The organism is Streptomyces sp. NBC_00223 (genome assembly GCF_036199905.1).
Lineage (GTDB): Bacteria > Actinomycetota > Actinomycetes > Streptomycetales > Streptomycetaceae > Actinacidiphila.
Window position 1 is genome coordinate 5,090,370 of sequence record NZ_CP108109.1, and the last position, 25,880, is coordinate 5,116,249.

Annotated in this window: 22 protein-coding genes; 12 read left to right on the forward strand and 10 right to left on the reverse strand. The window is 71.4% G+C overall.

Annotation, left to right across the window (positions count from 1 at the left end):
• Window positions 1-31: 31 nt before the first annotated feature.
• Both OHA30_RS21600 and OHA30_RS21605 read right to left on the reverse strand, forming a co-directional pair.
• Entirely contained in the window at window positions 32-1,297 is a 1,266-nt protein-coding gene (locus OHA30_RS21600; RefSeq protein WP_328915507.1) for a phage tail protein, read from the reverse strand.
• Entirely contained in the window at window positions 1,294-2,481 is a 1,188-nt protein-coding gene (locus OHA30_RS21605) for a phage tail protein (protein ID WP_328917940.1), read from the reverse strand. The genes OHA30_RS21600 and OHA30_RS21605 overlap by 4 nt, the downstream gene beginning before the upstream one ends.
• A gap of 1,190 nt (window positions 2,482-3,671) precedes the next feature.
• Between OHA30_RS21605 and OHA30_RS21610 the strand changes: the two genes are divergently transcribed.
• On the forward strand, window positions 3,672-4,301 hold the full coding sequence (locus tag OHA30_RS21610; RefSeq protein ID WP_328915508.1) for a hypothetical protein: 630 nt from the start codon (window positions 3,672-3,674) through the stop codon (window positions 4,299-4,301).
• A gap of 65 nt (window positions 4,302-4,366) precedes the next feature.
• On the opposite strand, the gene OHA30_RS21615 is transcribed toward OHA30_RS21610, so the two are convergent.
• From OHA30_RS21615 to OHA30_RS21625, 3 genes are all read right to left on the reverse strand, one after another.
• The gene (locus OHA30_RS21615; protein ID WP_328915509.1) at window positions 4,367-4,735 is read right to left on the reverse strand and encodes a hypothetical protein; all 369 of its coding nucleotides are present in this window, start codon (window positions 4,733-4,735) and stop codon (window positions 4,367-4,369) included.
• 65 nt (window positions 4,736-4,800) lie between these two features.
• Complete coding sequence (locus tag OHA30_RS21620; protein WP_328915510.1) at window positions 4,801-5,091, reverse strand: hypothetical protein; 291 nt, start codon at window positions 5,089-5,091, stop codon at window positions 4,801-4,803.
• 216 nt (window positions 5,092-5,307) lie between these two features.
• Window positions 5,308-5,886 carry a phage tail tube protein gene (locus OHA30_RS21625; protein WP_328915511.1) on the reverse strand — a complete coding sequence of 193 codons (579 nt, stop codon included), beginning with the start codon at window positions 5,884-5,886 and terminating at the stop codon, window positions 5,308-5,310.
• 288 nt (window positions 5,887-6,174) lie between these two features.
• On the opposite strand from OHA30_RS21625, the gene OHA30_RS21630 reads away from it, so the two are divergent.
• Entirely contained in the window at window positions 6,175-7,410 is a 1,236-nt protein-coding gene (locus tag OHA30_RS21630; protein ID WP_443045123.1) for an IS30 family transposase, read from the forward strand.
• A 102-nt stretch (window positions 7,411-7,512) separates the two neighbouring features.
• Here the strand turns inward: OHA30_RS21630 and OHA30_RS21635 are convergent, their stop codons facing one another.
• From OHA30_RS21635 to OHA30_RS21645, 3 genes are all read right to left on the reverse strand, one after another.
• Window positions 7,513-7,920 carry a hypothetical protein gene (locus OHA30_RS21635; protein ID WP_328915512.1) on the reverse strand — a complete coding sequence of 136 codons (408 nt, stop codon included), beginning with the start codon at window positions 7,918-7,920 and terminating at the stop codon, window positions 7,513-7,515.
• Between the two features lie 1,290 nt (window positions 7,921-9,210).
• Complete coding sequence (locus tag OHA30_RS21640; protein WP_328915513.1) at window positions 9,211-9,390, reverse strand: hypothetical protein; 180 nt, start codon at window positions 9,388-9,390, stop codon at window positions 9,211-9,213.
• A gap of 91 nt (window positions 9,391-9,481) precedes the next feature.
• A complete protein-coding gene (locus OHA30_RS21645; RefSeq protein WP_328915514.1) occupies window positions 9,482-10,210 on the reverse strand; it encodes a hypothetical protein in 729 nt (242 codons plus the stop codon).
• A 658-nt stretch (window positions 10,211-10,868) separates the two neighbouring features.
• On the opposite strand from OHA30_RS21645, the gene OHA30_RS21650 reads away from it, so the two are divergent.
• The 6 genes from OHA30_RS21650 to tuf all read left to right on the forward strand — a co-directional run bounded on the left by OHA30_RS21650 (window position 10,869) and on the right by tuf (window position 16,728).
• Window positions 10,869-11,360 carry a helix-turn-helix domain-containing protein gene (locus tag OHA30_RS21650; RefSeq protein ID WP_328915515.1) on the forward strand — a complete coding sequence of 164 codons (492 nt, stop codon included), beginning with the start codon at window positions 10,869-10,871 and terminating at the stop codon, window positions 11,358-11,360.
• Window positions 11,361-11,637: 277 nt separating this feature from the next.
• Window positions 11,638-12,114 carry a DUF1707 and DUF4190 domain-containing protein gene (locus OHA30_RS21655; RefSeq protein ID WP_328915516.1) on the forward strand — a complete coding sequence of 159 codons (477 nt, stop codon included), beginning with the start codon at window positions 11,638-11,640 and terminating at the stop codon, window positions 12,112-12,114.
• A gap of 257 nt (window positions 12,115-12,371) precedes the next feature.
• Window positions 12,372-12,743 carry a 30S ribosomal protein S12 gene (gene rpsL / locus OHA30_RS21660; protein WP_014144289.1) on the forward strand — a complete coding sequence of 124 codons (372 nt, stop codon included), beginning with the start codon at window positions 12,372-12,374 and terminating at the stop codon, window positions 12,741-12,743.
• Between the two features lie 2 nt (window positions 12,744-12,745).
• On the forward strand, window positions 12,746-13,216 hold the full coding sequence (rpsG, locus tag OHA30_RS21665; RefSeq protein WP_033177779.1) for a 30S ribosomal protein S7: 471 nt from the start codon (window positions 12,746-12,748) through the stop codon (window positions 13,214-13,216).
• A 38-nt stretch (window positions 13,217-13,254) separates the two neighbouring features.
• A complete protein-coding gene (gene fusA / locus OHA30_RS21670) occupies window positions 13,255-15,384 on the forward strand; it encodes an elongation factor G (protein WP_328915517.1) in 2,130 nt (709 codons plus the stop codon).
• Between the two features lie 150 nt (window positions 15,385-15,534).
• Window positions 15,535-16,728, forward strand: a complete 1,194-nt coding sequence (gene tuf, locus OHA30_RS21675; RefSeq protein WP_328915518.1) for an elongation factor Tu — start codon at window positions 15,535-15,537, stop codon at window positions 16,726-16,728.
• Between the two features lie 253 nt (window positions 16,729-16,981).
• On the opposite strand, the gene OHA30_RS21680 is transcribed toward tuf, so the two are convergent.
• Together OHA30_RS21680 and OHA30_RS21685 are read right to left on the reverse strand one after the other, a co-directional pair.
• The gene (locus OHA30_RS21680; protein ID WP_328915519.1) at window positions 16,982-18,703 is read right to left on the reverse strand and encodes a hypothetical protein; all 1,722 of its coding nucleotides are present in this window, start codon (window positions 18,701-18,703) and stop codon (window positions 16,982-16,984) included.
• A complete protein-coding gene (locus tag OHA30_RS21685; protein ID WP_328915520.1) occupies window positions 18,700-19,434 on the reverse strand; it encodes an ABC transporter ATP-binding protein in 735 nt (244 codons plus the stop codon). The genes OHA30_RS21680 and OHA30_RS21685 overlap by 4 nt, the downstream gene beginning before the upstream one ends.
• Before the next feature lie 332 nt (window positions 19,435-19,766).
• Between OHA30_RS21685 and OHA30_RS21690 the strand changes: the two genes are divergently transcribed.
• The 4 genes from OHA30_RS21690 (at window position 19,767) to OHA30_RS21705 (ending at window position 25,802) form a co-directional block, all read left to right on the forward strand.
• Window positions 19,767-19,985, forward strand: coding sequence for a hypothetical protein (locus OHA30_RS21690; protein ID WP_328915521.1), 219 nt, complete (start codon window positions 19,767-19,769; stop codon window positions 19,983-19,985).
• A gap of 228 nt (window positions 19,986-20,213) precedes the next feature.
• The gene (locus tag OHA30_RS21695) at window positions 20,214-21,599 is read left to right on the forward strand and encodes a bifunctional cytidylyltransferase/SDR family oxidoreductase (RefSeq protein ID WP_328915522.1); all 1,386 of its coding nucleotides are present in this window, start codon (window positions 20,214-20,216) and stop codon (window positions 21,597-21,599) included.
• Entirely contained in the window at window positions 21,596-23,494 is a 1,899-nt protein-coding gene (locus tag OHA30_RS21700) for a CDP-glycerol glycerophosphotransferase family protein (protein WP_328915523.1), read from the forward strand. The genes OHA30_RS21695 and OHA30_RS21700 overlap by 4 nt, the downstream gene beginning before the upstream one ends.
• A gap of 268 nt (window positions 23,495-23,762) precedes the next feature.
• On the forward strand, window positions 23,763-25,802 hold the full coding sequence (locus OHA30_RS21705) for a hypothetical protein (RefSeq protein WP_328915524.1): 2,040 nt from the start codon (window positions 23,763-23,765) through the stop codon (window positions 25,800-25,802).
• The last annotated feature ends 78 nt before the right edge of the window (window positions 25,803-25,880 follow it).

The following is a 25,880-nucleotide window of genomic DNA, read 5'->3' on the forward strand; positions in this document are numbered from 1 at the left end:
GCTGCGAGGGCTTCGCGCGCTGCGGTGCCGCTCAGGCGCGGGCGGCGGCCAGGAAGAGCAGGTCCTCCGCGGTGCCGCGGGCGCCGGCGGTCGGGGACTCGTGGAAGTCGCCGAGCCGGTACCGGCTGTCGGCGGCCTTGGACCGCCGGGTGCCCGACAGCCGCCGCAGCCGGTCGAGATCGCTGAGCGGCAGCACCCGGGCGGCCCCGCGGGCGCCGGCGGGCAGCACGACGCCGCCCTCGGCGAGCAGCGGGATCTTGGTCAGATGGACGCCGAACTTCTTGCCGAGGATGGAGAACCCGATCGAGTTGAGGCCGTCGATGACCCAGTTGGCGAAGCCGATCAGGCCGTTGAGCGGCGCCTTCATGACGTTGACGACCGTCTGGACGCCGGTGGTGATGAACTCGCCGATGCCGTTCAGGGTCCGGGTCATCGCGTCCTCGACCCGCTGGAACGCCTTGGGCAGATCGCCGGTGAGGAAGGTCAGGACCGGCTTGACGCCCTTCTTGAGCCCGTCCCACGCCGAGGAGACGATCCCGTGCAGCGCCTTCACTGCGGAGGTGGCGGCCGTCCGTACCGCCGGGAAGCCCTTGGTGAGCAGCGCGCTGACCACGGTCAGCACACCGACGATGATGGTGAGGTAGCCGGTGAAGTAGACGGCGACGACCGTGGCCATCACCTCCAGGACGGGGGCGATGACAGGGAGCAGGCCCTGGAGGAACTGCTCGACCTGGGCGAAGACCTGCTCGATGATCCGCTGCCCGGCCTCGGAGTTGACCGCGAGGTCGATCAGCTGGGCGGCCAGCGGGACGAGCAGCCCGGTGACGAATCCGAGCGGGGTGGCCTTCGTCAGCAGGTTGATCGCCGTCATGACGCCGGACACGACGGCCGCCACCTTGCCGAAGGTGTCCAGCAGCCGGGCCAGCGGCGGGCTCACCGATGCCAGCCCGTCGAGCAGCGAAAGCACCCCGCCCAGGCCGGACTTGAGGCTTCCGAGCACGCCCTTGACGCTCTTGGCCCGGCTGCCGAAGGACTTGACGCCGGTCACGCCGCCGGACGCGCCCTGCCCGGTCTTCGTCAGACTGCGGGCTCCGGCCTCGGCGTTGGACTTGACCTGTTTGAGCGCGCTGCCGCCCGCCTCCGCCGAGCCGCGGATACGGCCGACGGCGTCCGCGGCCTGCCTGATCCCGCCGGCCGCCTTCCCGAGGGCGGACGCGGCCTGGTCCAGCGTGCCGACCAGACTGTCCAGCACGCCGTTGAAGCCGTTGAGACCGGCGCCCGCCATGGCCGCACTCATCCGCGCGCCTTGGCCAGGAACATCAGGGCGTCGGCGGTGTCCTGCGGGTCACGGGACGAGGCCGCGTAGTAGTTCTCGATGTGGAACCCGGCCCCCGCGCCGCCGTCGATGAGCCCGCCCTGCGCGGCCGTACGGTTCAGCAGTCGGTTGAGCTTGCTCAGCGGCAGTACGGCCTCGGCCTCGCCCGCCTCCGCCAGGATCGCGGGCACACCGCCGGAGCGGGGCATCACCAGACCGCCGTCGGCCAGCCGGGGGATCGTCGGCAGGTTGACGCCGAAGGTCTTGCCGCCGACCATCGGCACCCAGCCGGGGATCGAGACGTGGATGCCGTTGAGCCGGCCGATCGCCTCGTTGATCAGGTCGATCACGGCATTGATCGGGGTCTTGACCGCGCTTTTGACCGAGTCGAAGGCGTGCTTGGCGATGTCCTTGAGGCCGCCCCAGATGCTGGACAGCTTGTTCTTGACGGTGGTGAAGGCGCCGGGGATCGCCGACTTGATCCAGTTGACCACCGGGGTGATGACGGCCTTGATGCCGTTCCAGACGCTGGAGACGATGGTCTTGATCGCCTTGAGCGCCGTGGTGATCACGGCCTTCCACAGGTCGAAGTAGGTCTTCACGATCGTGGCCACGGCCTTCACCACCGCGGTGATCGCGGTCTTGATGCCGTTCCAGACCTGCTTGATCAAGGCCGCGGCCTTCTGCATGATCGGGCCGACGACCTTCATGACGGTGCTGATCACCGACTGGATCACGCTGAAGGCCTTCTGCATGACCTTCTGCATGGTCTGGGACTGCATGGCCATGTCGACGACCTTCTGAATGAGCGGCGCGAGCAGCTGCATCAGCAGGCCGAGCAGATTGCCCTTCATCGACTTGTTGAGGCCGTCCATTCCCTTGCCGGCCTGCTTGGCCCCGGTCTCGAACCCACCGAGGCTCTTTCCGCCGGTCTGGCCGGTTTTCCCGGCCTTGGTCATCGACTTCTCCGCCTCGTCCGCCGCGGTCTTCATCGATTTCAGGTCGCCGGCCGAGCCCTGGGCGGCGGTCTTGAGCTTCTTGAGCTCGCCGTCCGCCTTCCCGGCGTTGTCCCCGATGCCCTTCGCGGCCTTCGCGGCCGCGTCGGCCCGGGTGCCGAGGTCTTTCAGCTGGGTGACCGCCTCCTTCAGCGACTTGGCGAACGTCACCACGTCCCGGCCCAGTTGCACCAGCGACTTGCCCAGGCCGGTCAGGGCCTTGCTCAGCCCGCCGACGGACTTGCCCGCGCCGCTGATGGAGGTGCCGACGCTCCTGATCGACTTGGCCAGCCCGCTGACGGCTGTGCCCACGTCGCGGATGGCCTGGCCGATGCCGGCGATGGCGTCGCCGACTCCGGTGATGGAGTCGACCACGTCCTTGATCGACGTGGCGATCTTCTCGATGGCGTCACCGACGCTGCCGATGGCCCTGGCGACAGTGGTGATCGGTTTGGCGATGGCGTTGCCGACGGAGCTGCCGAGGCCCTCGATGGACCGGCCGATCTTGCCGAGGGAGCCGGCGATGTCGGTGGCGAGCGACTTGGCCACCAGTCCGATGGACCGGCCCGCCTCGGCGATGGCCCGGGTGATGGTCGCGATGGGTTTGGTGACGGCGCTGCCGAGGGAGGCGCCCAGCCGCTGAACGGACTTCCCGACGTTCGTCAGGGTCTTGTTCACCTCGGCCGTGATCGCCCGGCCGACATCGGCCGCGATCTTGCCCAACTGGGCGGTGACAGCCTTGCCGATCGTCGCGAGCGGCTTCTCGATGTTCGCCGCGAGCGACGCGGCGATGGCGGCGACCGACCTGGCCAGGGCGCCCGTAGAGGCCGCCAGGTGGGCGATGGCGCGGTCGAGGCCGCCGACGGCCTTGGTCACGGATGTGACGGCCTTGCCCACATCGGTGATGGACTTCTCCACCTTGCCCAGCGAGTCCTGGAGCTGCGCGGTGGTGGTCGCCACCCCGGCTCGGAAGTCGGTCACGACCTGTTCAGGGGGTGCAGCGGTCATGTGGTGCCTCCTATGACCTTGACGGATCGGCCGCGGCGCCCCTGACGGGGTGCGCGGCGGGTCCGTGAAGAGCGGGATGCGCGCGGGGACGGTGCGACGCGCGGTGCGCGGAGGCGCCGCCGGTCGGCCGGCGGTGGGCTGGGCCCCGGAGGACGCTCAGCGCCGGGCGGTATGCTTGGGCGGTTTGCCTACCGGTGAACGTGCAGGTCAAGTCCCTATTCGAAGGGACATTCCAGTCAGCGGCAGCCGGCGGCGGCCGGGCGGTCACCGAATGGAGAGTGAACCTCCGGCCGGAGGTTGGTAGCCGTGAGGTGTACTGGTGGCTGGGGACGACCGGGGCCAGGGAGAATTCGGTGGGTGGGGATGAGAGCCATGAAGGCGCTGGGGGGCGCGTCGAACAGCCGGACGGCGGGGCCGTACCGCAGGAGCACACCGGGGGTGAACCACCGGCCGGCGGCGGACTGCCCCGGCTGATGGCCCGGTTGGGACGGCTGCTGGAACGTCTCGGACCGGAGAACGTCGTGGTCATGTCCCAGGAGGAGTACGAGCGGGCGAAGTTGGCCACGTACGCCGCCGGGTGGCAGGACGCGGCCGAGGAGTACCGGCCGAGGATCGCCGCGGCCCGCTGGGAGGGATGGCTCGGCCGGTGGCGGCCGCTGCGGGTGATGGAGGGGCCGGGCGAGGTCATCGCCTTCCCCGCGGGGCGCGGGGGCCCCGCGGGGACGGGCGAGCCGGCCGCCGAGGAGGAGCAGCACGGGCCGGCTGTGGGGGACGGCCCGCGCGGCACGGCCCCGGCGGAGGGGACGCAGCGGCGTACGGGGGTGCGTACGGGTTCCGGCTCCGGCTCCGGTACGCCTGTGCCCCGGCCGCGGCTCTCGCCGAAGAACCGCCGGTCGAAGTCGCCGACGATTCCCCGGCTGCCGCCGTCCGAGCGCCGCCGGCCGCGGATCGCCGGGGACGCGACGGACGACGCGGGGGAGTGAACGGGGGCTTCCGGGGCGGGCGTTGGGACGTGCGCGGTTGGGGGTGTGCCTTGAGGGCGGCGGGGTCAGCTGAAGAAGCGGACCAGTTCGGACGAGGACGGCGCCTCCGCCGTGCCCGACCCGCCGCCGCCGGACGCCGTACCGGCCGCGGCCTGCCCCGTACTGTCCGTACCCTCCGGCTCGTCGCCGGGGCGGGGTACGGGCACGGGCGGGTCCGGCGGGTCGGCGTCGTCACCGCTGTTCACCATGGCGAACATCCAGTTGGCCGACGCGAGATGGTCCACCGCGGCGGCCAGCAGATAGTCGCTGACGGACCACTCGGCGGACTCGCCGTGCAGGTCGTGGTTGACGGCGCTGTCCCTCGGCAGATGCTTGACCAGCACCGCGAGCCGGCGGCTTGAGAGCCGGCCGCGGTACCGGTCGAGCAGGTCCACGCCGTAATAGCGGAGCAGGTCGGCTTCGAGGGCCTCGGCGTGTTCTTCCGTGAACTCGTCGAGGCTCAGTCTTCCCCCAGGCCGAGCCCGGTCTCCTTGCCGTACGCGTCCAGGATCGCCGCGATGTCCTGCATGGTGAGGTCGTGCTGCTCGAAGCGGGTGAACTGCCCCTCGCCCAGGAGGAGTCGCAGCAGCCCGTCCACGTCGTTGTCGTCGAGCGCGCGCAGCGCCCTGGCGGTGGCGCGGGGCAGCTCGGTGGGGAGCTCGAAGGACTCGTCGTCCAACTCGAAGGTCCAGGCGCGGCCCAGGGCCTCCTGGCGCTGGGCGCGGGCGGCGTTGACGTTGAAACCGGACATGGCTTCCTCTCGGGAATGACGGGGGAACGGGGTGAAGTGCGCTGCTTCCCATGGGGGTTGGGCGCGTGTTCGGTGCTGTGCGCCTCGGGCGCCGGCGGGGCCGCGCGGCCGTGCGTGGGCTTTGCGGCCGGCGTCGGCGTGCGGGCGTACGGGCGTATTGCGGAAAGGGGACGGGACGGCGGGGGTCGCCCGCCGTCCCGTGGGTGCGCCCGCGGATCAGGAGGCGTACACCGAGTCCTTCATCACGAAGGTGGCCAGCGGGTCGGTCCCGTTGGACAGCGCGGTGAAGGTGATGCCGAGCTGGGCCGCGGCCTTGCGGGCCAGCTTGATGTCGTCGCTCGCGGTGACCTGGCCGCGCGGGATGACGAAGCGGTACGTGACGTCCGTACCGTCGTTGAACTCCAGGCCGAGCGCCCGCTCGTCCTTCTGCGGGCCGTCGCCCAACGAGTAGGTGTAGACGCCGGGGTTGGTGGTGACGTCCACGGGGGTGACGTCGCCGCCGCCCATGAAGAGCGGGAACGTGTCCTCGTTGAACTGGAGCAGCGCGAACTTCAGCGACAGGTCCCGGTCGGAGTAGATGAAGCGCACCGGGCTGACGGCCTGCCAGGTGTCGACCGGGTCCAGCTTGTCCTTCTTGCTGAAGGTCACGCCGTCGGAGGAGGTGAAGCCGAGGTCGGTCCAGATCGTGCTGTCCCAGTCGGTGGAGAAGTCGGTGGGCGCGGACGACCCGGCCTCGGCGACGAGGATGCGGCCGCTGCCGGCGATACGGATCTCGGACGAGCTGTTGCCTGCCATGGTGGTTCTCCTGTGGGTGTGGGTGGGTGCGGTTGCCGTTCCGGCCAGGTGCCCGGAACGGCGAAGGCCCCGCCGGGGCTTGGGTTCTAACGGTCCTCGCAACACCTGCGATCTGTGGGAGTTGCGGGGACTGTGGGCGTTGAGCGTGGGGATCGTGTGGGGTTGCGGGAGCGTTTCCTTGCGCGGCTGGATGCTGTGGGGAACGTGACGGTGGTGGCCCGTGAGCTGGGGGTGAACCGGAACACTGCTTTCGGCTGGGCCCGGAAGGCCGGACAGGGCTCGGTGCGCCTGCCGCGGCGGCATCCCGGGCGGGATGAGTACGAGCGGCTTCGGGCCGCCGGTGTCGCACGCCGGGTGGCGGCCCGGCAGGTCGGTGTGAACGAGCGCACGGCCAAGGACTGGGACTGGGGCGTCAAGAAGAGCGGCACCACACGCACCTATGCCGACGGCCGCCGTGTCGACTACACCACCGGGACCGTCACGATGGGCGGTGTGACCACAGTACCGGTGGGCCTGCCAGCCCTGGAAAAGCAACTGCATCCGCGATTTCTGACACTGGCCGAGCGCGAACAGATCCGCGATCTGCGTGCGCTGGGCTGGTCGCTGCGGGCGATCGGGCGTGCCCTGGGGCGGCCGGCGAGCACGGTCAAGCGGGAGATCGACACGAACTCCGGCACCGGGGGCTACCAGCCCTACGCCGCCCACCGCGCCGCTGCCGCGCGCAGGCCCCGGCCCAAGGACCGCAAACTACTGCGCGAGGGACGGCTGCGCCGCTTCGTCCAGGACGGACTGCGCAGGCGGTGGTCACCGGAGCAGATCTGCCACGCTCTGTTCAAGGAGCATCCCGACGACCGGAGCATGCGGGTGAGCGTGGAAACGATCTACCAGGCACTGTACTTCCAGGCCCGTGGCGGCCTGAGGCGGGAAGTGCAGGCCGCCGTCCGTTCCGGCCGGACCCGCCGCAAACCACGCCGCGACCCGCAGCGGCGCACACCACGGTTCACCGACCCGATGGTGATGATCAGCGACCGCCCCGCCGATATCGAGGACCGGGCGGTGCCCGGCCACTGGGAAGGCGATCTGATCATCGGCGCGGGCGGGCGCTCCGCGATCGCCACCCTGGTCGAGCGGACCACCCGCTACACCATGCTGGTCCACCTGCCCGGCGCAGCCCACGACGCCGAAACCGTCCGCGACGGCCTCGTCGCCACGATCCAGACCCTGCCCGCCCACCTGCGCGGCTCCCTCACCTGGGACCAGGGCAGCGAGATGGCACGCCACCAGCAGTTCACCATGGCCACAGGCATGCCCGTCTACTTCTGCGACCCCGCCTCACCCTGGCAACGCGGCTCCAACGAAAACACCAACGGCCTGCTCCGCCAGTACTTCCCGAAGGGAACCGACCTCAGCATCCACAGCCCCGAAGACCTCGAACACGTCGCCCAGGAACTCAACGGCCGCCCACGCAAGACACTCGACTGGGATACCCCAGCCGAGCGCCTACGTGATCTACTCACCACCTGAAACCAGGCGGTGTTGCGACGACCCCATGAACCCAAGGGGTGGCGGGGCCTTGTCTGTGGGGGTGGGGCGCGGGGGTGTGTGCTGTCGGTGGGTGGCTGTCCGTCAGAAGACGGTCAGCGAGACCTTGATGACGCCGACGTAGCGGTTGGCCCCGCGGTAGAGATAGTCGGGCAGCCAGCGAGGGCCGTCCTCCTCGACGACGTCGCTGAGCGTGTTGCCGCCGTACGTGTTGCCGATCGCGGCGAGCAGGGCACGCCGGGCGGCGTTGGCCAGGGTGAAGGCGGTGGCCTTGTCGGGCCCGTAGACCTCCAGCTCGATCATCGGCTGGTCCACGTGCAGGTCGCCGATCCAGGCGCCGCCGCGGCGGTTGACCAGTACGGCGCTCTGCGTCCCGTCGAAACCGGCGGGCGCGTCGACGCGGACCATGGCCGTGGACAGGGCGGCGTCGGCTTCGAGGATGTCGACGACCAACGCCTCGACGTCAGGAAAGGCACTCGGGGGAGTGGTCATGACAGTTGCACCTCATGGCTGGAGGGACAGGTGGGGTGCCGGGCGGCCGGCCGCCGCGGGCTGGGAGGGAGCGGACGGGGGCCGGGCGCCCGGTTGGGCGGCGTTCCGCGTCTGGACGCAGTTCTGCCGCTGCGCCAACTGTGAACGATTTCGTGCGCGCACGCAACTCGCCGCCTCCCGCGGGGCCCTCACCGGGCCCGGCACCCCCCTCGGCCCGGCGCCCGCGCGCCCCTGCGTGCGGCCCACCCACGCGGCCTTGACCCGCCCGCCACGATGAGGCCGCCCCCTCCTTTCCGCCGCAGCGGCGGGACGCGGGACGTCGCGGTTCGGCAGTGCCGGTCATGGTTGCGGGGGTGTTGGCACCGCCGGTCTGCGCCGCGCGGCTTCCCGCCGTTGCGGCGGGGGAGAGGTGTGCGGCGTTGTCGCATGGGCCTGGCCCGGCGGGGGCCTTGGGTGCGGGCGGGCCGCGCTGGCCCTTTCTTGCTGCCGCATGGGTCTGCGCCGGCAGGCGTTGGGGTTGGAGGGGGCGGTTGGCCCCATCCTTTCCGCCGCGGCGGTGGGACGCGGGATGTCGGGGTTCGGCGGTGCCGGGCGTGGTTGCGGGGGTGTTGGCACCGCCGGTCCGCGCCGCGTGGCTTCCCGCCGTCGCGGCGGGGGAGAGGTGTGCGGCGTTGTCGCACGGGCCTGGCCCGGCAGGGTCTTGGGTGCGGGTGGGCCGCGCACGGCCCCTTCTTTCCGCCGCATGGGCCTGGCCCGGCGGGGGCCTGGGGCGCGGGTGGGCCGCGCCATCGCTGGTCCGCGCCGTGTGGCTTCCCGCCGTTGCGGCGGGGGAGAGGTGTGCGGCGTTGTCGCACGGGCCTGGCCCGGCAGGGTCTTGGGTGCGGGTGGGCCGCGCTGGGCCTTTTTTTGGCGGCGCATGGGTCTGCGTCGGCAGGGGTTGGGGTTGGAGGGGGCGGTTGGCCCCCTCCTTTCCGCCGCAGCGGCGGGACGCGGGACGCCGCGATCCGGCGGTGCCGGTCATGGTTGCGGGGGTGTTGGCACCGCCGGTCCGCGCCGCGTGGCTTCCCGCCGTCGCGGCGGGGGAGAGGTGTGCGGCGTCACCGCGCTGGCCGGCCCGGCGGGGGCCTGGGGTGTGGGTGGGCCGCGCGCGGCCCCTTCTTTCCGTCGCATGGGCCTGGCCCGGCAGGGGTCCGGGGTGTGGGTGGGCCGTATCGGCCTCTTCTTGCCGCCGCGGAAATGGGGGAGCCCCGCAGGGGAGGCTGCGGGGCTGGGGTGGGTGGGGGGAGGGCGTTAGCGGCCGCGGGCTGCTCGTTCCGCCGCGAAGACGTCTTCCAGGCGGAAGAGCTGAGCCCTCCCCGCCCTGCCGGAGGCAACCAAGTGGCCCAGCTGAACCCACTTGCGGATCGTCGCCGGAGCCACCCCGGCCTCCTGCGCGGCCAGCGGGCCGGGTATCAGGTTCCCCGCGTTCATGGGCGTTCGCCTTCCTGCGGGCCCGGTGCCGTCACCGGGCACAAGACGTCACAGCACCGGCCGACCGCCGGGCCGGTCACGGCCCCCGCGCTCACCGGGGCTCCGCCCCGGACCGCGGGGCCGCGTCCAGCGCGGACGCGAACTCCGCCGCGCGGCCGGCGCCCAGCGCCACCGCGTCCCACTCCCCCTCCGCCCACACATGCCGATACGCCGGATCGTCCCGGCACCCGCACTCCGAATCCCCGCACCTGCACGCCGGGTTGACGCACAGCACCGCCCGCCGCGCGGGAAACGCCCGCAACGACACGGAGTCGCACCAGGGGCACCGCCCGGAGACCCGTACGACCTGCTCCGTATCGCCCAGTTCACGCCCGCAGCGGCGGGCCATCCGGCGGGTCTCGTCACGGACATGCCGAGCCAGTACGGGATCGGCGGCCACCGCGTCGAGCCGGGCGGCCAGCCGCCGGAGCCGTTCGGGAACGCCTGCCCTGCGCGGCGCCGGGAGGCCGAGCTTGGCGTGCACGGCCTCCTCCAGTTCCACGACGCCGTCGGTGATGTCGCGGATCGTGTCGGAGATGTGCAGCCGTATCGGGGCCGCGCTCCAGCCGGGAACGGCGAGCCCGTGCCGCTGTTCGACCAGCAGCGCGTCATCCCGCTCCCGCCGGAGGCGTTCCGCCAGGCCGTCGGGGGGTACGCGCGGACCGGCGGGACGTTCGACGGGTGCGCCGCGACCGGGCGCCAACTCCTCTCCAAGCTCGGGGAATTGGCGGACGAGCAGCGCGATCCACAGCGCTGCGTCCCGTACGAGAGTGTCAGACACGGGTGTTCCTTCCGGTGAATACGGCGGAGGCGCGGGCGGAGGGCGAGGTCGGGCCCGGCCTCGACGCCAACCCCGGGGCCGGCCCCACGGCCGCGTCCGCACCCGCGGGAGCCGCGGAAACCCCGGCCACGGCCCGGCCGTTGCGCCAAAGGCGCCCCGCGCAGACGCCGTCGAACCAGGAGCCGGCCGGCGCGACCGTCTCCTCGCACTGCCGCCGTACCGTGCACACCGCGCAGGCCCGCAGGGCGGGTGCCGCGTCGGCCGCGCGCCGGGCGAAGACCGCCTGCGCGGGCAGCCCCACGCACGCGGCGGCCGTTCGCCAAGCCCCGCGGGGCCCGTCGCCGTCGTCGGCCCCCCGACCCCGGGAACGGGCGTCGGCCCCGGTGTCGGGGGCGGCGCGGGCGGCGGCGTCCGTGTCCGCGTCAGCGGAAGCCGTAGCGGATGAAGAGGGAGAAGGCAGGGGCATGGAGCCTCCGGAAGGTCCGCGGATCGATGAAGCACGGAGGAGAGCCCCCACACGCTCGCATGATGCGTGCGAGCGCGCAACTAATACAGGAGGGTTGAGCGCCCGCCGCGGATTCCGGTTGCGTGCGCGGATGCACGTAATTCCGTGCGCGCAAGCGCGCTAAGCTGTATGCCCCTGGGAGGGAGCAGGCGCATGACCACTCATGAACTGGACGCCTTCGCGAGCTGGGTCGAGGACCTGATGCGTCGGCGTGGCTACGACATCGACAGCCCGCGCGGCGGCGGAAAATCGCGGATCGCGGACGAGGCCGGTGTGCACCGGGCCGCCGTGACCCGGCTGCTGCAACGGCAGAGCATGCCGGATCTGGAGACGACCAGACGGCTGGCCCGGGTACTCGGCGTGCCGGTCCGCGACATGCTCATCCGCTCCGGCCGGCTCACCGCGGAAGAGCTTCCGCTACCGGTGGCGACCGCGGGTTCCGCCGCGGCGACCGTGGCCGCGGAACTCGACGTCGACAGTCCCCCGACCCTGGAGGAGCTGGCCGAGGTGCTGGGCGTGCCGGCCGACCGGCGGGACATGTTCGTCAAGGTGGTCGGGCAGTTCCTGCCCGGCGAGGCCGACGGGCTGCCGGCCGGGGCGGAGGGCGCGGCCTCGGGCGGCACGTCCCCGGTCGTCTCGGACTGAGCGGCCCGCGCGAAGCCCCCTCGCACCCGGACGCCGGGCAGCTCGGTGAGCACCTGGGCGTACGTACGTTGCGAAGGCCCCGAAGGCCCCGCGCCCGGACGCCGGGCCTTCGCACCCGTCACACCCGACCCGCGCGCACCCGCACCCCGGCCCGTACCCCGACCCGCGCCCCCGCGTGCCCCCGTACGCCGCCCCCGCCACCCCCCTTCCGTACCAGCCCTGTCACAGCAGCCGCGTCCCCGCGCCACGGCGCCCGCCGTACGGCACCATGGGGAACATGCTGGCCGGGGACGCGGATCGGGAGCGGGCGGTGAACGTCCTCAAGGACGCCTTCATGGACGGCCGCCTCAAGCAGGAGGAGTACGAGGAGCGGGTCGGCCATGCCTACCTGGCCCGTACGTACGGCGAGCTGGACCGGATCACCGCCGACATCCCGCACCCGGTGCCTGCCCGGCCCCAGGTGCCGCCGACCTTCCGGCCGTACCCGCCGCCGTACGGCCGCCCGCTGCCGCCCGGCACCAACAGCAACGCGATCGCCTCCCTGGTGTGCGGACTGCTCGGCACCATGACCGGGGTCACGGCGGTCCCGGCGATCGTGCTCGGGCACGTGGCCCGGCGGCAGATCCGCGAGTCGGGCCAGGAGGGGGAGGGCCTGGCGACGGCCGGACTGGTGCTCGGGTACCTGGTCGGCGCGGGCATGCTGCTGCTGGTGATCGGTGTGATCGCGGCGGTCATGGCCTCGTCCGGCGGGTGAGACGCCGGGCGTGTCCAGCCCGTCTGCATTTGTTTTGACCGCGACCGATGCGGTAGGTACGCTCTGACCTTGTGCCTGGGGTGTGCCCGGGTTCTTGCGCGTGCCATGCGACCGTGCGGGGACACCGAGGCCGCGACACCCGCCAAACGCACCTTTCCGTTCCCGCGGATACGTGCGGGGTGCGCGACACACCCGACCGCGTGGGTCGGTCCCCAGGTTAGATGTATCGAGATCGGCACACAGAAACCGGAGAAACGGTGCCTACGATCCAGCAGCTGGTCCGAAAGGGCCGGCAGGACAAGGTCGAGAAGAACAAGACGCCCGCGCTGAAGGGCTCGCCCCAGCGTCGTGGCGTGTGCACGCGTGTTTACACGACCACCCCGAAGAAGCCCAACTCGGCGCTCCGCAAGGTGGCGCGTGTGCGTCTCACCAGCGGCATCGAGGTCACCGCTTACATCCCGGGTGAGGGTCACAACCTGCAGGAGCACTCGATCGTGCTCGTGCGCGGCGGTCGTGTGAAGGACCTGCCGGGTGTTCGGTACAAGATCATCCGTGGTTCCCTCGACACGCAGGGCGTCAAGAACCGTAAGCAGGCGCGCAGCCGCTACGGCGCCAAGAAGGAGAAGTAAGAATGCCTCGTAAGGGCCCCGCCCCGAAGCGCCCGGTCATCATCGACCCGGTTTACGGCTCCCCGCTGGTGACGTCTCTCGTCAACAAGATCCTCCTGCACGGCAAGCGCTCCACCGCCGAGCGCATCGTGTACGGCGCGCTCGAGGGCCTTCGTGAGAAGGCCGGCGCCGACCCGGTGATCACGCTGAAGCGCGCGCTGGAGAACATCAAGCCGACCCTTGAGGTCAAGTCCCGCCGCGTCGGCGGCGCGACCTACCAGGTGCCGGTCGAGGTCCGTCCGGGCCGTCAGAACACGCTGGCGCTGCGCTGGCTCGTCGGTTACTCCCGCGCCCGTCGTGAGAAGACCATGACCGAGCGCCTGATGAACGAGATCCTCGACGCCAGCAATGGCCTCGGCGCCTCTGTGAAGCGCCGCGAGGACACGCACAAGATGGCCGAGTCCAACAAGGCCTTCGCGCACTACCGCTGGTAGTCACCACCCCCATCGAAACCGAGAGAAGACTGAGCCACATGGCCACCACTTCGCTTGACCTGGCCAGGGTCCGCAACATCGGGATCATGGCCCACATCGACGCGGGCAAGACGACGACCACCGAGCGGATTCTGTTCTACACCGGTGTCTCCTACAAGATCGGTGAAGTCCACGACGGCGCAGCCACCATGGACTGGATGGAGCAGGAGCAGGAGCGCGGTATCACGATCACGTCCGCCGCGACGACCTGTCACTGGCCGCTCGACGATGTCGACCACACCATCAACATCATCGACACCCCGGGCCACGTCGACTTCACGGTCGAGGTGGAGCGTTCGCTCCGCGTCCTCGACGGTGCCGTCACGGTGTTCGACGGTGTCGCCGGTGTGGAACCGCAGTCCGAGACGGTCTGGCGTCAGGCCGACCGCTACGGCGTGCCCCGCATCTGCTTCGTCAACAAGCTCGACCGTACCGGCGCCGAGTTCCACCGCTGCGTCGACATGATCGTGGACCGTCTCGGTGCGGTTCCGCTGGTCATGCAGCTGCCGATCGGTGCCGAAGGCGACTTCAAGGGCGTGGTCGACCTCGTCCGTATGAAGGCGCTGGTCTGGTCCGCCGAGGCGACCAAGGGCGAGATGTACGACGTCGTCGACATCCCGGACACCCACGTCGAGGCGGCCGACGAGTGGCGTGGCAAGCTGCTCGAGGCCGTCGCGGAGCACGACGACGCGATGATGGAGCTGTATCTGGAGGGGCAGGAGCCCACCCAGGAGCAGCTGATGGCGGCCATCCGCCGGATCACCCTCGCCTCCAAGGGCGGCGCGGGTTCCGTCACCGTCACCCCCGTGTTCTGCGGCACCGCGTTCAAGAACAAGGGCGTCCAGCCCCTGCTCGACGCGGTCGTGCGCTACCTCCCGTCGCCGATGGACGTCGAGGCGATCGAGGGCCACGCGGTCGGCAACGCCGACGAGATCATCACGCGCCGGCCCTCGGACGACGAGCCGTTCTCCGGCCTGGCGTTCAAGATCATGAGCGACCCGCACCTGGGCAAGCTCACCTTCGTCCGGGTCTACTCGGGCCGCCTGGACTCGGGTTCGGCAGTGCTGAACTCGGTCAAGGGCAAGAAGGAGCGCATCGGCAAGATCTACCGCATGCACGCGAACAAGCGTGAGGAGATCGAGTCGGTGGGCGCGGGCGACATCATCGCGGTCATGGGCCTGAAGCAGACCACCACCGGTGAGACGCTGTGCGACGACAAGAACCCGGTGATCCTGGAGTCCATGGACTTCCCGGCTCCGGTCATCCAGGTCGCGATCGAGCCCAAGTCCAAGGGCGACCAGGAGAAGCTGGGTGTCGCCATCCAGCGTCTCTCGGAGGAGGACCCCTCCTTCCAGGTCCACTCGGACGAGGAGACCGGCCAGACCATCATCGGCGGCATGGGCGAACTGCACCTGGAGGTGCTGGTCGACCGTATGCGGCGCGAGTTCAAGGTCGAGGCCAACGTCGGCAAGCCTCAGGTCGCGTACCGCGAAACCATTCGCAAGACGGTCGAGCGCGTTGACTACACCCACAAGAAGCAGACCGGTGGTACCGGTCAGTTCGCCAAGGTGCAGATCATGCTCGAGCCGCTCGAAGGTGGCGACGCCACCTACGAGTTCGTCAACAAGGTCACCGGTGGCCGTATCCCCAGGGAGTACATCCCGTCGGTGGACGCGGGCGCGCAGGAGGCCATGAAGTTCGGCATCCTGGCCGGCTACGAGATGGTGGGCGTCCGCGTCACCCTGATCGACGGTGGCTACCACGAGGTCGACTCCTCCGAGCTGGCGTTCAAGATCGCCGGTTCGCAGGCCTTCAAGGAGGGCGCCCGCAAGGCGAGCCCCGTACTCCTCGAACCGATGATGGCCGTCGAGGTCACCACCCCCGAGGACTACATGGGCGACGTCATCGGCGACCTCAACTCCCGCCGTGGCCAGATCCAGGCCATGGAGGAGCGCAGCGGTGCCCGGGTCGTCAAGGGCCTGGTTCCGCTGTCGGAGATGTTCGGCTACGTCGGTGACCTGCGGTCCAAGACCTCGGGCCGGGCCAGCTACTCCATGCAGTTCGACTCCTACGCCGAGGTTCCGCGGAACGTCGCCGAGGAGATCATCGCGAAGGCCAAGGGCGAGTAGCACTCCGCCGCTCACCCCGTAGGCTTGACAGCAGGCTTCGGGGCATTCCGCCGCAATCGCGGCGGATTGCCCCGGCAGTCCGCATTCCAGCAAAGATCACCTGGCGCCGATGAAGCAAGGCGTACAGATCCACTCCCCAGGAGGACCCCAGTGGCGAAGGCGAAGTTCGAGCGGACTAAGCCGCACGTCAACATCGGCACCATCGGTCACATCGACCACGGTAAGACGACCCTTACCGCGGCGATCACCAAGGTGCTGCATGACGCGTACCCGGACCTGAACGAGGCCTCGGCCTTCGACCAGATCGACAAGGCTCCTGAGGAGCGCCAGCGCGGTATCACCATCTCCATCGCGCACGTCGAGTACCAGACCGAGTCGCGTCACTACGCCCACGTCGACTGCCCCGGTCACGCGGACTACATCAAGAACATGATCACCGGTGCCGCGCAGATGGACGGCGCGATCCTGGTGGTCGCCGCGACCGACGGCCCGATGCCGCAGACCAAGGAGCACGTGCTCCTGGCCCGCCAGGTCGGCGTGCCGTACATCGTCGTCGCCCTGAACAAGGCCGACATGGTGGACGACGAGGAGATCCTGGAGCTCGTCGAGCTCGAGGTCCGCGAGCTGCTCTCCGAGTACGAGTTCCCGGGCGACGACCTGCCGGTCGTGCGTGTCTCCGCGCTGAAGGCGCTCGAGGGCGACAAGGAGTGGGGCGAGAAGCTCCTCGGCCTCATGGCGGCCGTGGACGAGGCCATCCCCACCCCGGCGCGTGACGTCGAGAAGCCGTTCCTGATGCCGATCGAGGACGTCTTCACGATCACCGGTCGTGGCACGGTCGTCACCGGCCGTATCGAGCGCGGTGTGCTGAAGGTCAACGAGACCGTCGACATCATCGGCATCAAGCAGGACAAGACCTCGACGACCGTCACCGGTATCGAGATGTTCCGCAAGCTGCTCGACGAGGGTCAGGCCGGTGAGAACGTCGGTCTGCTGCTCCGCGGCATCAAGCGCGAGGACGTCGAGCGCGGCCAGGTCATCATCAAGCCGGGTACGGTCACGCCGCACACCGAGTTCGAGGCCCAGGCGTACATCCTGTCGAAGGACGAGGGTGGCCGTCACACGCCGTTCTTCAACAACTACCGCCCGCAGTTCTACTTCCGTACCACGGACGTGACCGGCGTGGTGACCCTCCCCGAGGGCACCGAGATGGTCATGCCGGGCGACAACACCGCCATGACGGTCTCGCTGATTCAGCCGGTCGCCATGGAGGAGGGCCTGAAGTTCGCCATCCGTGAGGGTGGTCGCACCGTGGGTGCGGGTCAGGTCACGAAGATCAACAAGTAGCGCTTGCCGCTTGGCTTTGCGTTGACGGGGTGCCCCGTGTCGTTTCCCACGACGCGGGGCACTTGCGTTGTGCCCCAAAGGGGCGCTGGGGGTACCCCCGGGCGAAGCCTGGGGGAGGAACTGCGCGACCAGCCACGATGTGGCTGCGCCGGGCCGCTTGCCCAGCCCCTTGCGGTGGGTTCCGGCCCACCGGGCCGGTGGTGGGTTGCTCGCGCAGTTCCTCGCGCCCCTGGAGGGGCGCTGCCCCTTGGCCCTAGCGGGGGCGTATGAGCTTCGTCGCGGAGCGGGAGGTCAGGACGAGGAGGGCGCCCGTGAGGGCGAGGGACATGAGGACCGCGCGCGCCGCCGTCTCCGCGTTCAGGCCCGGCGCCAGGACCAGGCCCAGACCCGTCACCGCGACCAGCGGCCCCGCCGCGTACCACGCGACGAAGAGCAACGGCCCCGGCCCACCCATCGGCGAACTCCCGCCCATGAACATCAACTGCGTGCGGGCCGGCCCGCGACACGCCCCGAACAGCGACGCCGCCGTGAACGGCAACGCGCACACCGGCATCACCAGCAGCGCCCACCGCGCCCCCGGCCCCGTCCCCGCCACCGCGTACGGCACCGCCGCCACCAGGCCGAGCGCAGCGCCCAGCACGGCCGGCACCACGCCGTGCTGAAGCATCAGCGTGCTGAAGCGGAACGGCGACCAGGCCGCCCGCCGTACGTCGTCCGTCTCCAGCCGGGCCGGTTCCGCGAGCGTCCCGACCGCGAAGTACCCGAGCAGCAGGCCGACCACCAGGCCCACCCCCCGCCGCTCCCCGCCGAGGTCCGCGCCGGCCCCGGCGACCGTGGCCGCGCACGCCGCCCACACGGACGCCCGGCCCAGCCGTCCCGGCGTCCGCAGCAGCGTCAGCAGATCCCGCCAGACGACCACCAGATAGCGGCCGTACCTCCCGCGCGGCGGCGGCAGCCGCAGGGCCCTGACCGGCTCGCCGCCCCCGGCCTCGGCCATCGCCAGCTTCGCCGCGCGCAGTTCCATCGACCACATCACCGACGAGACCGTGGTCGCGGTCGCCGCCCTGGCCCGCAGCTGCGAGGTCGGCACCCGGCCCGCGTCCCGGTGGGCCTGGAACACGGCGGCGGCCGTCGCCGCCACCAGCAGCGCCACCGCGGCCGGCCAGCCCGGCACATGGCCGCCGGTCGCCCGTACCACCGGCTGGGCCGCCCAGCCCCACGGGCCCGACCACAGCTCCACCCACTCCAGCGCCCGCGCCCGGTGCCCGCCCCCGGCGAGCACGGTCTGCGCGATCAGCCCGCCCAGCGCGAGTACGGCCGGGGCCGTCCACCGCCGTACGGTCCTCGCGTACCGGGGCCGCCGCTCCACGGCCATGCCGAGCGCGACGGCCAGCAGGGGCAGGCACAGCGCCGCCGGGAGCACGGCGAACAGCGCGGCCCCGATCGGCGCGAGCCCGGTCACCCGCAGCACGACGGCCGCCGCGAGCCCCACCGCCACGGCCGGTACGAGGGCGAGCCAGGCCGACAGCCGGAACCAGGGCCGCAGCACCGCCGCCCGCCGTACCGGCTGCGCGAGCAGCCAGCCCACGGTCGGGCCGGGCAGCACCACCGGCCCGCGCCACAGCGCGTCGCGGGCGGCGAGCACGGCCAGCGCCAGCGTCAGCGCGGTGAACAGCGCGGGCAGCCCGCGCTGGAGGTCCGCGCCGAAGCCGCCGTAGTCCGCGCCCTTCTCCAGCCCGCGCAGAAAGTGGACGGCGAGCCCGCTGCCGTACGCGAGACCGCCGAGCACCAGGCAGTAGAGCAGTACGGCCAGGTCACGGCCCTGCTGCCGCCGGTGGGAGCGGCGTTTGTCGCGCAGCCAGGCAAGCGTCTCGACCGTACGGTCGTCGTCCTCCTCGCTCCAGACTGCGTCCTCAGCGTCCTCGGTGGCTTCGGTGTCCTCGGCATCCGTCCCGGGGACGGCCTCGGCGGTCACGGGCGCAGGCCGAGCTGCCGCAGGACCGCCGCGGGGGAGCCCTCGGCGATCACCCGGCCGTCCTCCAGGGCGACCATCCGGTCGGCGACCTCCTCGGCGAGGTCGGCCTGGTGGGTGGCGATCAGTACGGCCACGCCGTCCGCCTTCTCGGCGACCAGCAGTTCCGCCAGCCGCCGCCGGGCGTCCGGGTCGAGCCGCTGCTCGGGTTCGTCCAGCACCAGCAGGTCGCGGGGCCGGACCAGCGCGGCGGCCAGCAGCAGCGACTGGAGCTGGCCGGAGGAGAGCGAGCCGGGCAGCGCGTGCGCGTGGTCGCCGAGCCGGCGGTCGGCGAGCACCTGGTCGATCCAGGCGTGGGCGTCGTCCACCGCGTGGGCCACGGTGACCAGTTCGAGGTGCTCGCGGACGGTGAGGTCGGGGTAGCAGGCCACGGTGTCGCCGACCACCGCGACCCGGGCCCGTACCTCCGGGTCGTCCTCGGAGACCGTACGGCCCGCGAAGAGCGCCTGGCCGCTGGTGGGCGCGTCCCGGCCGCTGGCGATCCGCAGCAGGGTGGACTTGCCCGAGCCGTTGTGCCCGAAGAGCGCGGTGCAGTGGCCCGCGGCCAGGCTGAGGTCCAGCGGGTGCAGCGCCTGCCGCTCGCCGTACTTCCGGCTGACCTTGCGCAGCCGCAGCAGCGCGCCGCCGCGCGGGTCGGCCGCCGCCACCGGTCCGGCTCCTGCCGTCCTCGTCATCCGGGTCTCCAGGGGGCTGCGCGGGGCAAGGGGAAAGGCGCCTGTGCGGCAAGTCTGCGCGGCAAGGGGAAAGGGGTCCGCGCCGACCGTGCCGCCCGGCGGTTCCGACGACCCTACGACGGCGCGGCGCCGCCCGTCGACGCCGGCCGTCGCGGTGCCTCCCCCGTATCAGCGGCCCCACCCGTCCCGACCTGGCCTTCTGCCGTGAATCGACCCGGGTATTGGTCTGGACCTTTCAAAGACGCTGCGGCTAGCATGCGACCGCAAGCGCACCGCCTCCCAGTGGTATCCGACGACACGTCAGGAAACATCCAGCTATGAGGAGTTGGCACGTGAGATTGCGCACCGGACTGATCGCCGCCACCGCCGTCGCGGCCCTGGTCCCCTTGGCCGCCGCCGGTACCGCCAATGCTGCGGGCGAGTTCCACGTCAGGGGGATCTACCAGACCCAGGAGCAGTGCACCGCCGCCGGTCAGGCCGGCATCAATCTGTGGGGCCCGAACTTCTTCTGCACCTACCTCGACGGGTGGTACTACCTCAACACCCACTGACGCCCGCTGTCCCTGATCCGACCGACCCGGTCCCGGCACCCGCCGGGGCCGGGTCGAGTCGTTCCCCGGCCCGCCGCGTGGGGCCTCAACGGGGCTCAACGGCCCGGCCGGAAGGGGACCGACCAGGATACTCATGGGTAAATGCGGCCTGTATGATAAGCAAAATTCTGTTAACCTCTACGCCTCTCGTGCGTCCTTGAGACGCCGTCCTGAACAAAGGCAACATCTGTGTCCGACCGAAACGCCGCACTCCGGAACGTCGCGGTCATCCTCGCCGGAGGAGTGGGAAGCAGGATCGGACTTCCCGTGCCCAAGCAACTCCTCAAGATCGCGGGCAAGTCGATCATCGAGCACACCCTGACGGTGTTCGAGGGCGCCCCCGAGATCGACGAGGTCGTGGTGCTGATGACGCCGGGGCACACACAGGAGATCGAGAAGATCGTCGCCGAGGCCGGGCTGACCAAGGTGTCCCGGGTGCTGGAGGGCGGCAGCAGCCGCAACGAGACGACCCTGCGCGCCATCGAGGCGATCGGCCCGGAGGAGTGCAATGTCCTCTTCCACGACGCCGTGCGCCCGCTGATCTCGCGGCGGATCATCACCGACTGCGTCAAGACGCTTCAGGAGCACGAGGCCGTGGACGTGGTCATCCCGTCCGCGGACACCATCGTCGTGGTCGAGGACGAGGCGATCACCGACATCCCGGACCGCTCCCGGCTGCGCCGCGGGCAGACCCCGCAGGGCTTCCGGCTCTCGACCATCCGCAAGGCGTACGAAGTGGCGGGCGCCGACCCGGACTTCGCCGCCACCGACGACTGTTCCGTGGTGCTGCGCTACCTGCCGGACGTACCGATCAAGGTCGTGGCGGGCGAAGAGCACAACATGAAGGTCACCCAGCCCGTCGACATCCTCATCGCCGACAAGCTCTTCCAGCTCGCCTCGCACGAGGCCCCGGAGCAGCTGGACGAGGACGAGTACCGCCGGCTGCTGGCCGGCCGGACCCTGGTCGTCGTCGGCGACGGCGACGACCTCGCGGACCTCGCCCGCGCCCACGGCGCCGACGTCTTCACCGGCGGTACCGGCGCCGAGGCGCTGCGCGCGGCGCACACGGCCACCGGCCGGATCGACTTCGTCGTCAGCGCCGGGGGCGTACCGCCGACCGGGCCGCTGGCCGAGGCCGCGGACGAGGCGGTCGAGGAGGCGCTGCGGGCCGCCTACCTGGCCCCGGTGCGCACAGCCAGGGCCGCCTTCCCCCACCTCGCCGCGACCAAGGGCCACCTGCTGTTCCACACCGCCGGGCGCGGCGACGACAGCCTGCGCTCCGCCGCGAGTGCCGCCGTGGCCGATCTGACCCGGGCGCTCGCCCAGGAGTGGTCGGAGCACGGTGTCCGGGTCAGCTGCGTCAACCCGGAGCGCCCCAGCGGCCCGATGGACGTACGGGCGCTCGCCGCCGGGCCCGAGCACACCCGGCCCAGCGGCGCCGAGGTCGCCAGGACCTCGCTCGACGTCCTGCTGGCGCCCTTCTCCGGCCGGGTCGTCGACGTCCGCCGGCAGGACCCCGTCCGTCCCGGCCAGGGTGCCGCGGCGGCGCCACTTGTGGAGGCAGACAGCCAGTGAGCGGGATCCGACAACGGGTACGGACCGTCCTGAGGAAGCGCGGACTCCAGGCCCTGTGGGCCCTGCCGCTGCTGCTCAGCTATCCGGCGATGCTCGCCACCGCGCTCGGCGGCTCGACCCGGCAGTTCACGGTGGCCGCGCTGTGCAACTGCGTGGCCGACCTGGCCGCGCAGCAGTACGCCAGGACCCCGGTCGGACTGCTCAGCCGGTTCGGCCTCGGCCCCGCGATGCGGTCGCTGCTGCGGGACTGCATGCTGCTGGTGCTGCTGAACGAACTCGCCGAGGGCCGCCACGACCAGTCGCTGCTCTCGGTCGAGGTCGCGGCGGTGGCGATCGTCCTCGTCCACCTGCTCAATGTCGTCTACGCCGGGTCCCTGGCGATCTTCCGGGCCCGCGGTGTGCCCTCGGTCGGCGCGCGCAACATCTCGCTGCCCGCCGCCCCGAACGCCCCGCGCCGGCCCCGCTGGCTGCCCGGCACCCGGCTCAGCGGCATCACCTCGGTCTCCACCATCATCACCTGCGGCGGCGTGGTGGGCGCCCTGATGGGCCGTCATGAACCGGTGGTGCTCGGCGCCGGCTTCGGCGCGGGCCTGGCCACCGCGGGCCTCGCCACCATGCTCCCGCAGGTCTGGCGGGTCCGCCGGGCCCCCACCCGCGCGGTGCTGCTGCGCGAGATCGGCGCCGCGCTCGCGGCCTATCGCCCCGAGGTCGTGCTCTACCACCACGCCGACGCCGCGGTCCGCTCGCTCTACCAGGTCGAGATGTGGCTGGACACCGTCGCCCGTCTCGACCTGCGGGCCATCGTGGTGCTGCGCGACCGCGAAGCCCTCAGCCGGCTCGCGCCCACCGCCCTGCCCGTGCTGTGCATACCCTCCGCCGCCGACCTCGACTCGCTCGACCTGGCCGAGGCCAAGGTGGTGCTCTACCCGGCGAACGCCGCGAAGAACGCCCATATGCTCCGGCTCGGCTCGGCCCGCCATGTCTTCGTCGGGCACGGCGACAGCGACAAGGCGGCCAGCAGCAACCGCTTCAGCAAGGTCTACGACGAGATCTGGGTGGCCGGCCCCGCCGGGCGCGAGCGCTACGCCGATCTGCCGTCGATCCAGGACCAGGACATCGTCGAGGTCGGCCGCCCGCAACTGTCCGCCGTCCGCCGCGCCACCTCGGCGGGTCCCGGTCAGCCGGTCACCGTGCTCTACGCCCCGACCTGGGAGGGCTGGTCCGACGACGACAACGCGGCCCTTGCCACGAGCGGCGAGCGGATCGTACGGACCCTGCTCCGGCTCCAGGTGCGGGTCCTGTACAAGCCGCACCCGCTCACCGGCGCCCGGGTGCGCCGCTACGCCCAGGCCGACCAGCGGATCAGGCAGCTGCTGCGGGCCCAGGGCGCGGTGGAGGCGGGGGAGGGGCTGCTGTCCGCGCCGGGCCGCCATCTGATCATCACCGGGCAGGCGCCGCACCTCTACCACTGCTTCAACGAGGCCGATCTGCTGGTCACCGACATCTCCAGCGTGGTCAGCGACTTCCTGGCCAGCGCCAAGCCGTACGCGGTGACCAACGCCCTGAACCTGCCGGCGGACGAGTTCACCCGGCGCTACCCCAGCGCGGCCGCGGCCTACCTGCTGGACCCGCAGTGCTCCGCGCTGGCCGAGGCGGTCACCGCGGCCGGCGACCCGGCCGGCGACCGGCTGGCCGGCCACCGGGACCGGCTGCGCGTCCATCTGCTGGGGCCGGACGAGCCCGACGCCATGACCCGCTTCAACACCGCCGTGAACCGGCTGGCCGGGCGCGGCCGCGAGGCCGAGCGCGTCGCCGCGTCGGCGGAGCCGCGTTCCACTCTGCTCACCGGTTCCGGCGGCGCGGAGCCGTCGCTTCCGCAGGGGGACGGGGGCTGACCATCACCGCCGTCCGTCACCGTTCTGTTCACTCGCGGACATCCCTTATTCTCAACCTATTCTCATTCCTTCGTAGTTCTCTCGTTCTCCTCGAAGTTTCCTCCGTCACAGACCCCCAGCCCATTCGCGCAGCACACTGACAGGCAGTTATCGTGTTCCCAGGACACTTGTCCCCACGGGCCGCGGTCGCGGTCCCCACCGGCGAACCCTCGTGCATGGCGACGGAGCCGGACACAGCAGTCAACGCCCCGGCCGGGCGGGTGACCATATGAGCGCCCGACTTCGCACCCTTCTGCGGCTCAAGTCGAATCGCGGTTTTCTGTGGGCCTTCCTCATGACCGCCGCCTTCGTGGCGCTGCCGGTCTGTGTGCTGGTGCCAACGGACGACGGGCTGATCGTCGCTGTGGCGGCCAGTTACCTCACCGACGAATTGGTGAAGCGCACCGAAGTCGGCTTCGCCAGGCGGCTGCAGAGCCTCGGCATCACCTCGACCCTGCGCTTCCTCTTCCGCACGGCCGTGGTGATCGTCGCCTTCGGCCGCTCGGACGCCCCCACCGCGCTCGTGGCGAGCGCCCTGGCCGTCTACCTCCTGCACTTCCTGCTCACCACGGTCTACGCCGGACTGCACCGCTCGGTGCGCAGGCGGCGGGCCGTGCCGGTCATCACCCGCAATCTGGACCTGAGCGCGCTGCGGCTGCTGCCGCAGATGCGCCCGGTGCTCTCCCGCCGGAACCGCGACAAGTTCATGCACCTGGACCTGGCGGCCACGGCCGGTCTGCTGGTCGGCCTGGCCGGCGGCTCCTGGGCGTGGGCCTGGACCGGGCTCGCGGTCACGGTGGTCCTCTCCCTCGCGGCGGTGGCCCTGATGCTGGTGCAGGTCCTGCGCGCCTCCCGTACCCCGTCGCCGGAGACGGTCATCGGCGCGGTCAACGAGCAACTGGCCGACTACCGGCCGCAGGTGGCGCTGTACTTCACCTTCGCCGCCGTGTCGCAGGACTTCATGTACCAGGTCAACATGTGGATCGAGACGCTGGAGAGCCTCGATCTGCGGCCGATCATCATCCTGCGCGAGCGGGGCACGTACCGCTTCCTGAGCCGCACCTGGATCCCGGTGGTCTGCGTCCCCAAGGCCGCCGACCTCGCGGAGCTGGACCTGACCGGCGTCCGGGTCGTCCTCTACCCCGGCAACGCGGGCAAGAACGTGCACATGCTGCGGGTCGCCGAGGCCCGGCACGTGTTCATCGGCCACGGCGACAGCGACAAGCTCGCCAGCAGCAACCGCTTCAGCAAGGTCTACGACGAGATCTGGGTGGCCGGGCGGGCGGGCCGTGACCGCTACCAGCGCGTCCGGCACGCCATCGACGACGCCGCGATCGTGGAGGTCGGCCGCCCCCAGCTCGCGCCGATCGCCATGCACGCCGACCACCGCCCGGGCCCGATACCGGTCGTGCTCTACGCCCCCACCTGGGAGGGCTGGAGCGACGACGACTGCCACACCTCGGTGATCCCGATGGGTGTACGGATGATCGAGGCGCTCCTGGCCCAGAAGGACCCGGTGCGGGTGATCTACAAGCCGCACCCGCTGACCGGACGGCGCTCGCCCGAGGCGGCCGCCGCCGACGCCCAGATCCGGGCCCTGCTCTTCGCCGACAACGCCACCCGCGCCGCCGCCCAGGCCGACCCCGCCGCCGAGGCCCGGATGCGGGAGATCGCGGCGCGGCTGGAGGAGCTGACCGGACAGCCCGCGGGCGGGCTCGACGACGCGCAACTGCTCCGCACCTCCAAGGCGGCCGAGCGGGCCGGCGGGGACGAGTGGACGAGCCTCCACGAGGAGTGGCACCGGCTCTTCTGGGAGCAGCAGGGCGCGATCCGGCACAACGTGGTCGTGGAGCGGATGCCCGCGCTCTACGAGTGCTTCAACCAGGCCGACATCCTGATCAGTGACGTGTCCAGCGTGGTGGCCGACTTCGTGGCCAGCCTCAAGCCGTATGTGCTCACCAACGCGGGCAACCTGCCCGACGAGGAGTTCCGCGCGTCCTTCACCACGGCGGGCGGCGCGTATCTGCTGGACCGGGAGTGCACCCGGCTCTCGCGGATCCTGGACTCGGTGCGCAAGCCGGACAGCGACCCGATGGCGGAGGACCGCAGGACGCTCAAGGAGTACGTCCTCGGCCCCGACCGGCCCACCTCGATGGAGCGCTTCAACAGCGCGGTCCGCGCGCTGGCCGACAAGGCGGCGGCCGACGAGATCGGTCACTACCTGGACGGTCCTGTCGTTCCCGCGCAGATCACCAGCCTGGACGCCTGACAGCGGCGCCTCCCGGCGCCACCCGGCGCCACCCGAAGGGGCCCCCGGCCGTCTCTCCCGACGGCCGGGGGCCCCTTC

Excerpts from the sequence above, each read along its gene's own strand:
- OHA30_RS21640 (WP_328915513.1), bottom strand. The coding sequence starts at position 9,390 with ATGAACGCGGGGAACCTGATACCCGGCCCGCTGGCCGCGCAGGAGGCC.
- OHA30_RS21600 (WP_328915507.1), bottom strand. The coding sequence starts at position 1,297 with ATGAGTGCGGCCATGGCGGGCGCCGGTCTCAACGGCTTCAACGGCGTG.
- OHA30_RS21625 (WP_328915511.1), bottom strand. The coding sequence starts at position 5,886 with ATGGCAGGCAACAGCTCGTCCGAGATCCGTATCGCCGGCAGCGGCCGC.
- fusA (WP_328915517.1), top strand. The coding sequence starts at position 13,255 with ATGGCCACCACTTCGCTTGACCTGGCCAGGGTCCGCAACATCGGGATC.
- rpsG (WP_033177779.1), top strand. The coding sequence starts at position 12,746 with ATGCCTCGTAAGGGCCCCGCCCCGAAGCGCCCGGTCATCATCGACCCG.
- OHA30_RS21655 (WP_328915516.1), top strand. The coding sequence starts at position 11,638 with ATGCTGGCCGGGGACGCGGATCGGGAGCGGGCGGTGAACGTCCTCAAG.
- OHA30_RS21650 (WP_328915515.1), top strand. The coding sequence starts at position 10,869 with ATGACCACTCATGAACTGGACGCCTTCGCGAGCTGGGTCGAGGACCTG.
- OHA30_RS21635 (WP_328915512.1), bottom strand. The coding sequence starts at position 7,920 with ATGACCACTCCCCCGAGTGCCTTTCCTGACGTCGAGGCGTTGGTCGTC.
- OHA30_RS21620 (WP_328915510.1), bottom strand. The coding sequence starts at position 5,091 with ATGTCCGGTTTCAACGTCAACGCCGCCCGCGCCCAGCGCCAGGAGGCC.
- OHA30_RS21705 (WP_328915524.1), top strand. The coding sequence starts at position 23,763 with ATGAGCGCCCGACTTCGCACCCTTCTGCGGCTCAAGTCGAATCGCGGT.
- OHA30_RS21685 (WP_328915520.1), bottom strand. The coding sequence starts at position 19,434 with ATGACGAGGACGGCAGGAGCCGGACCGGTGGCGGCGGCCGACCCGCGC.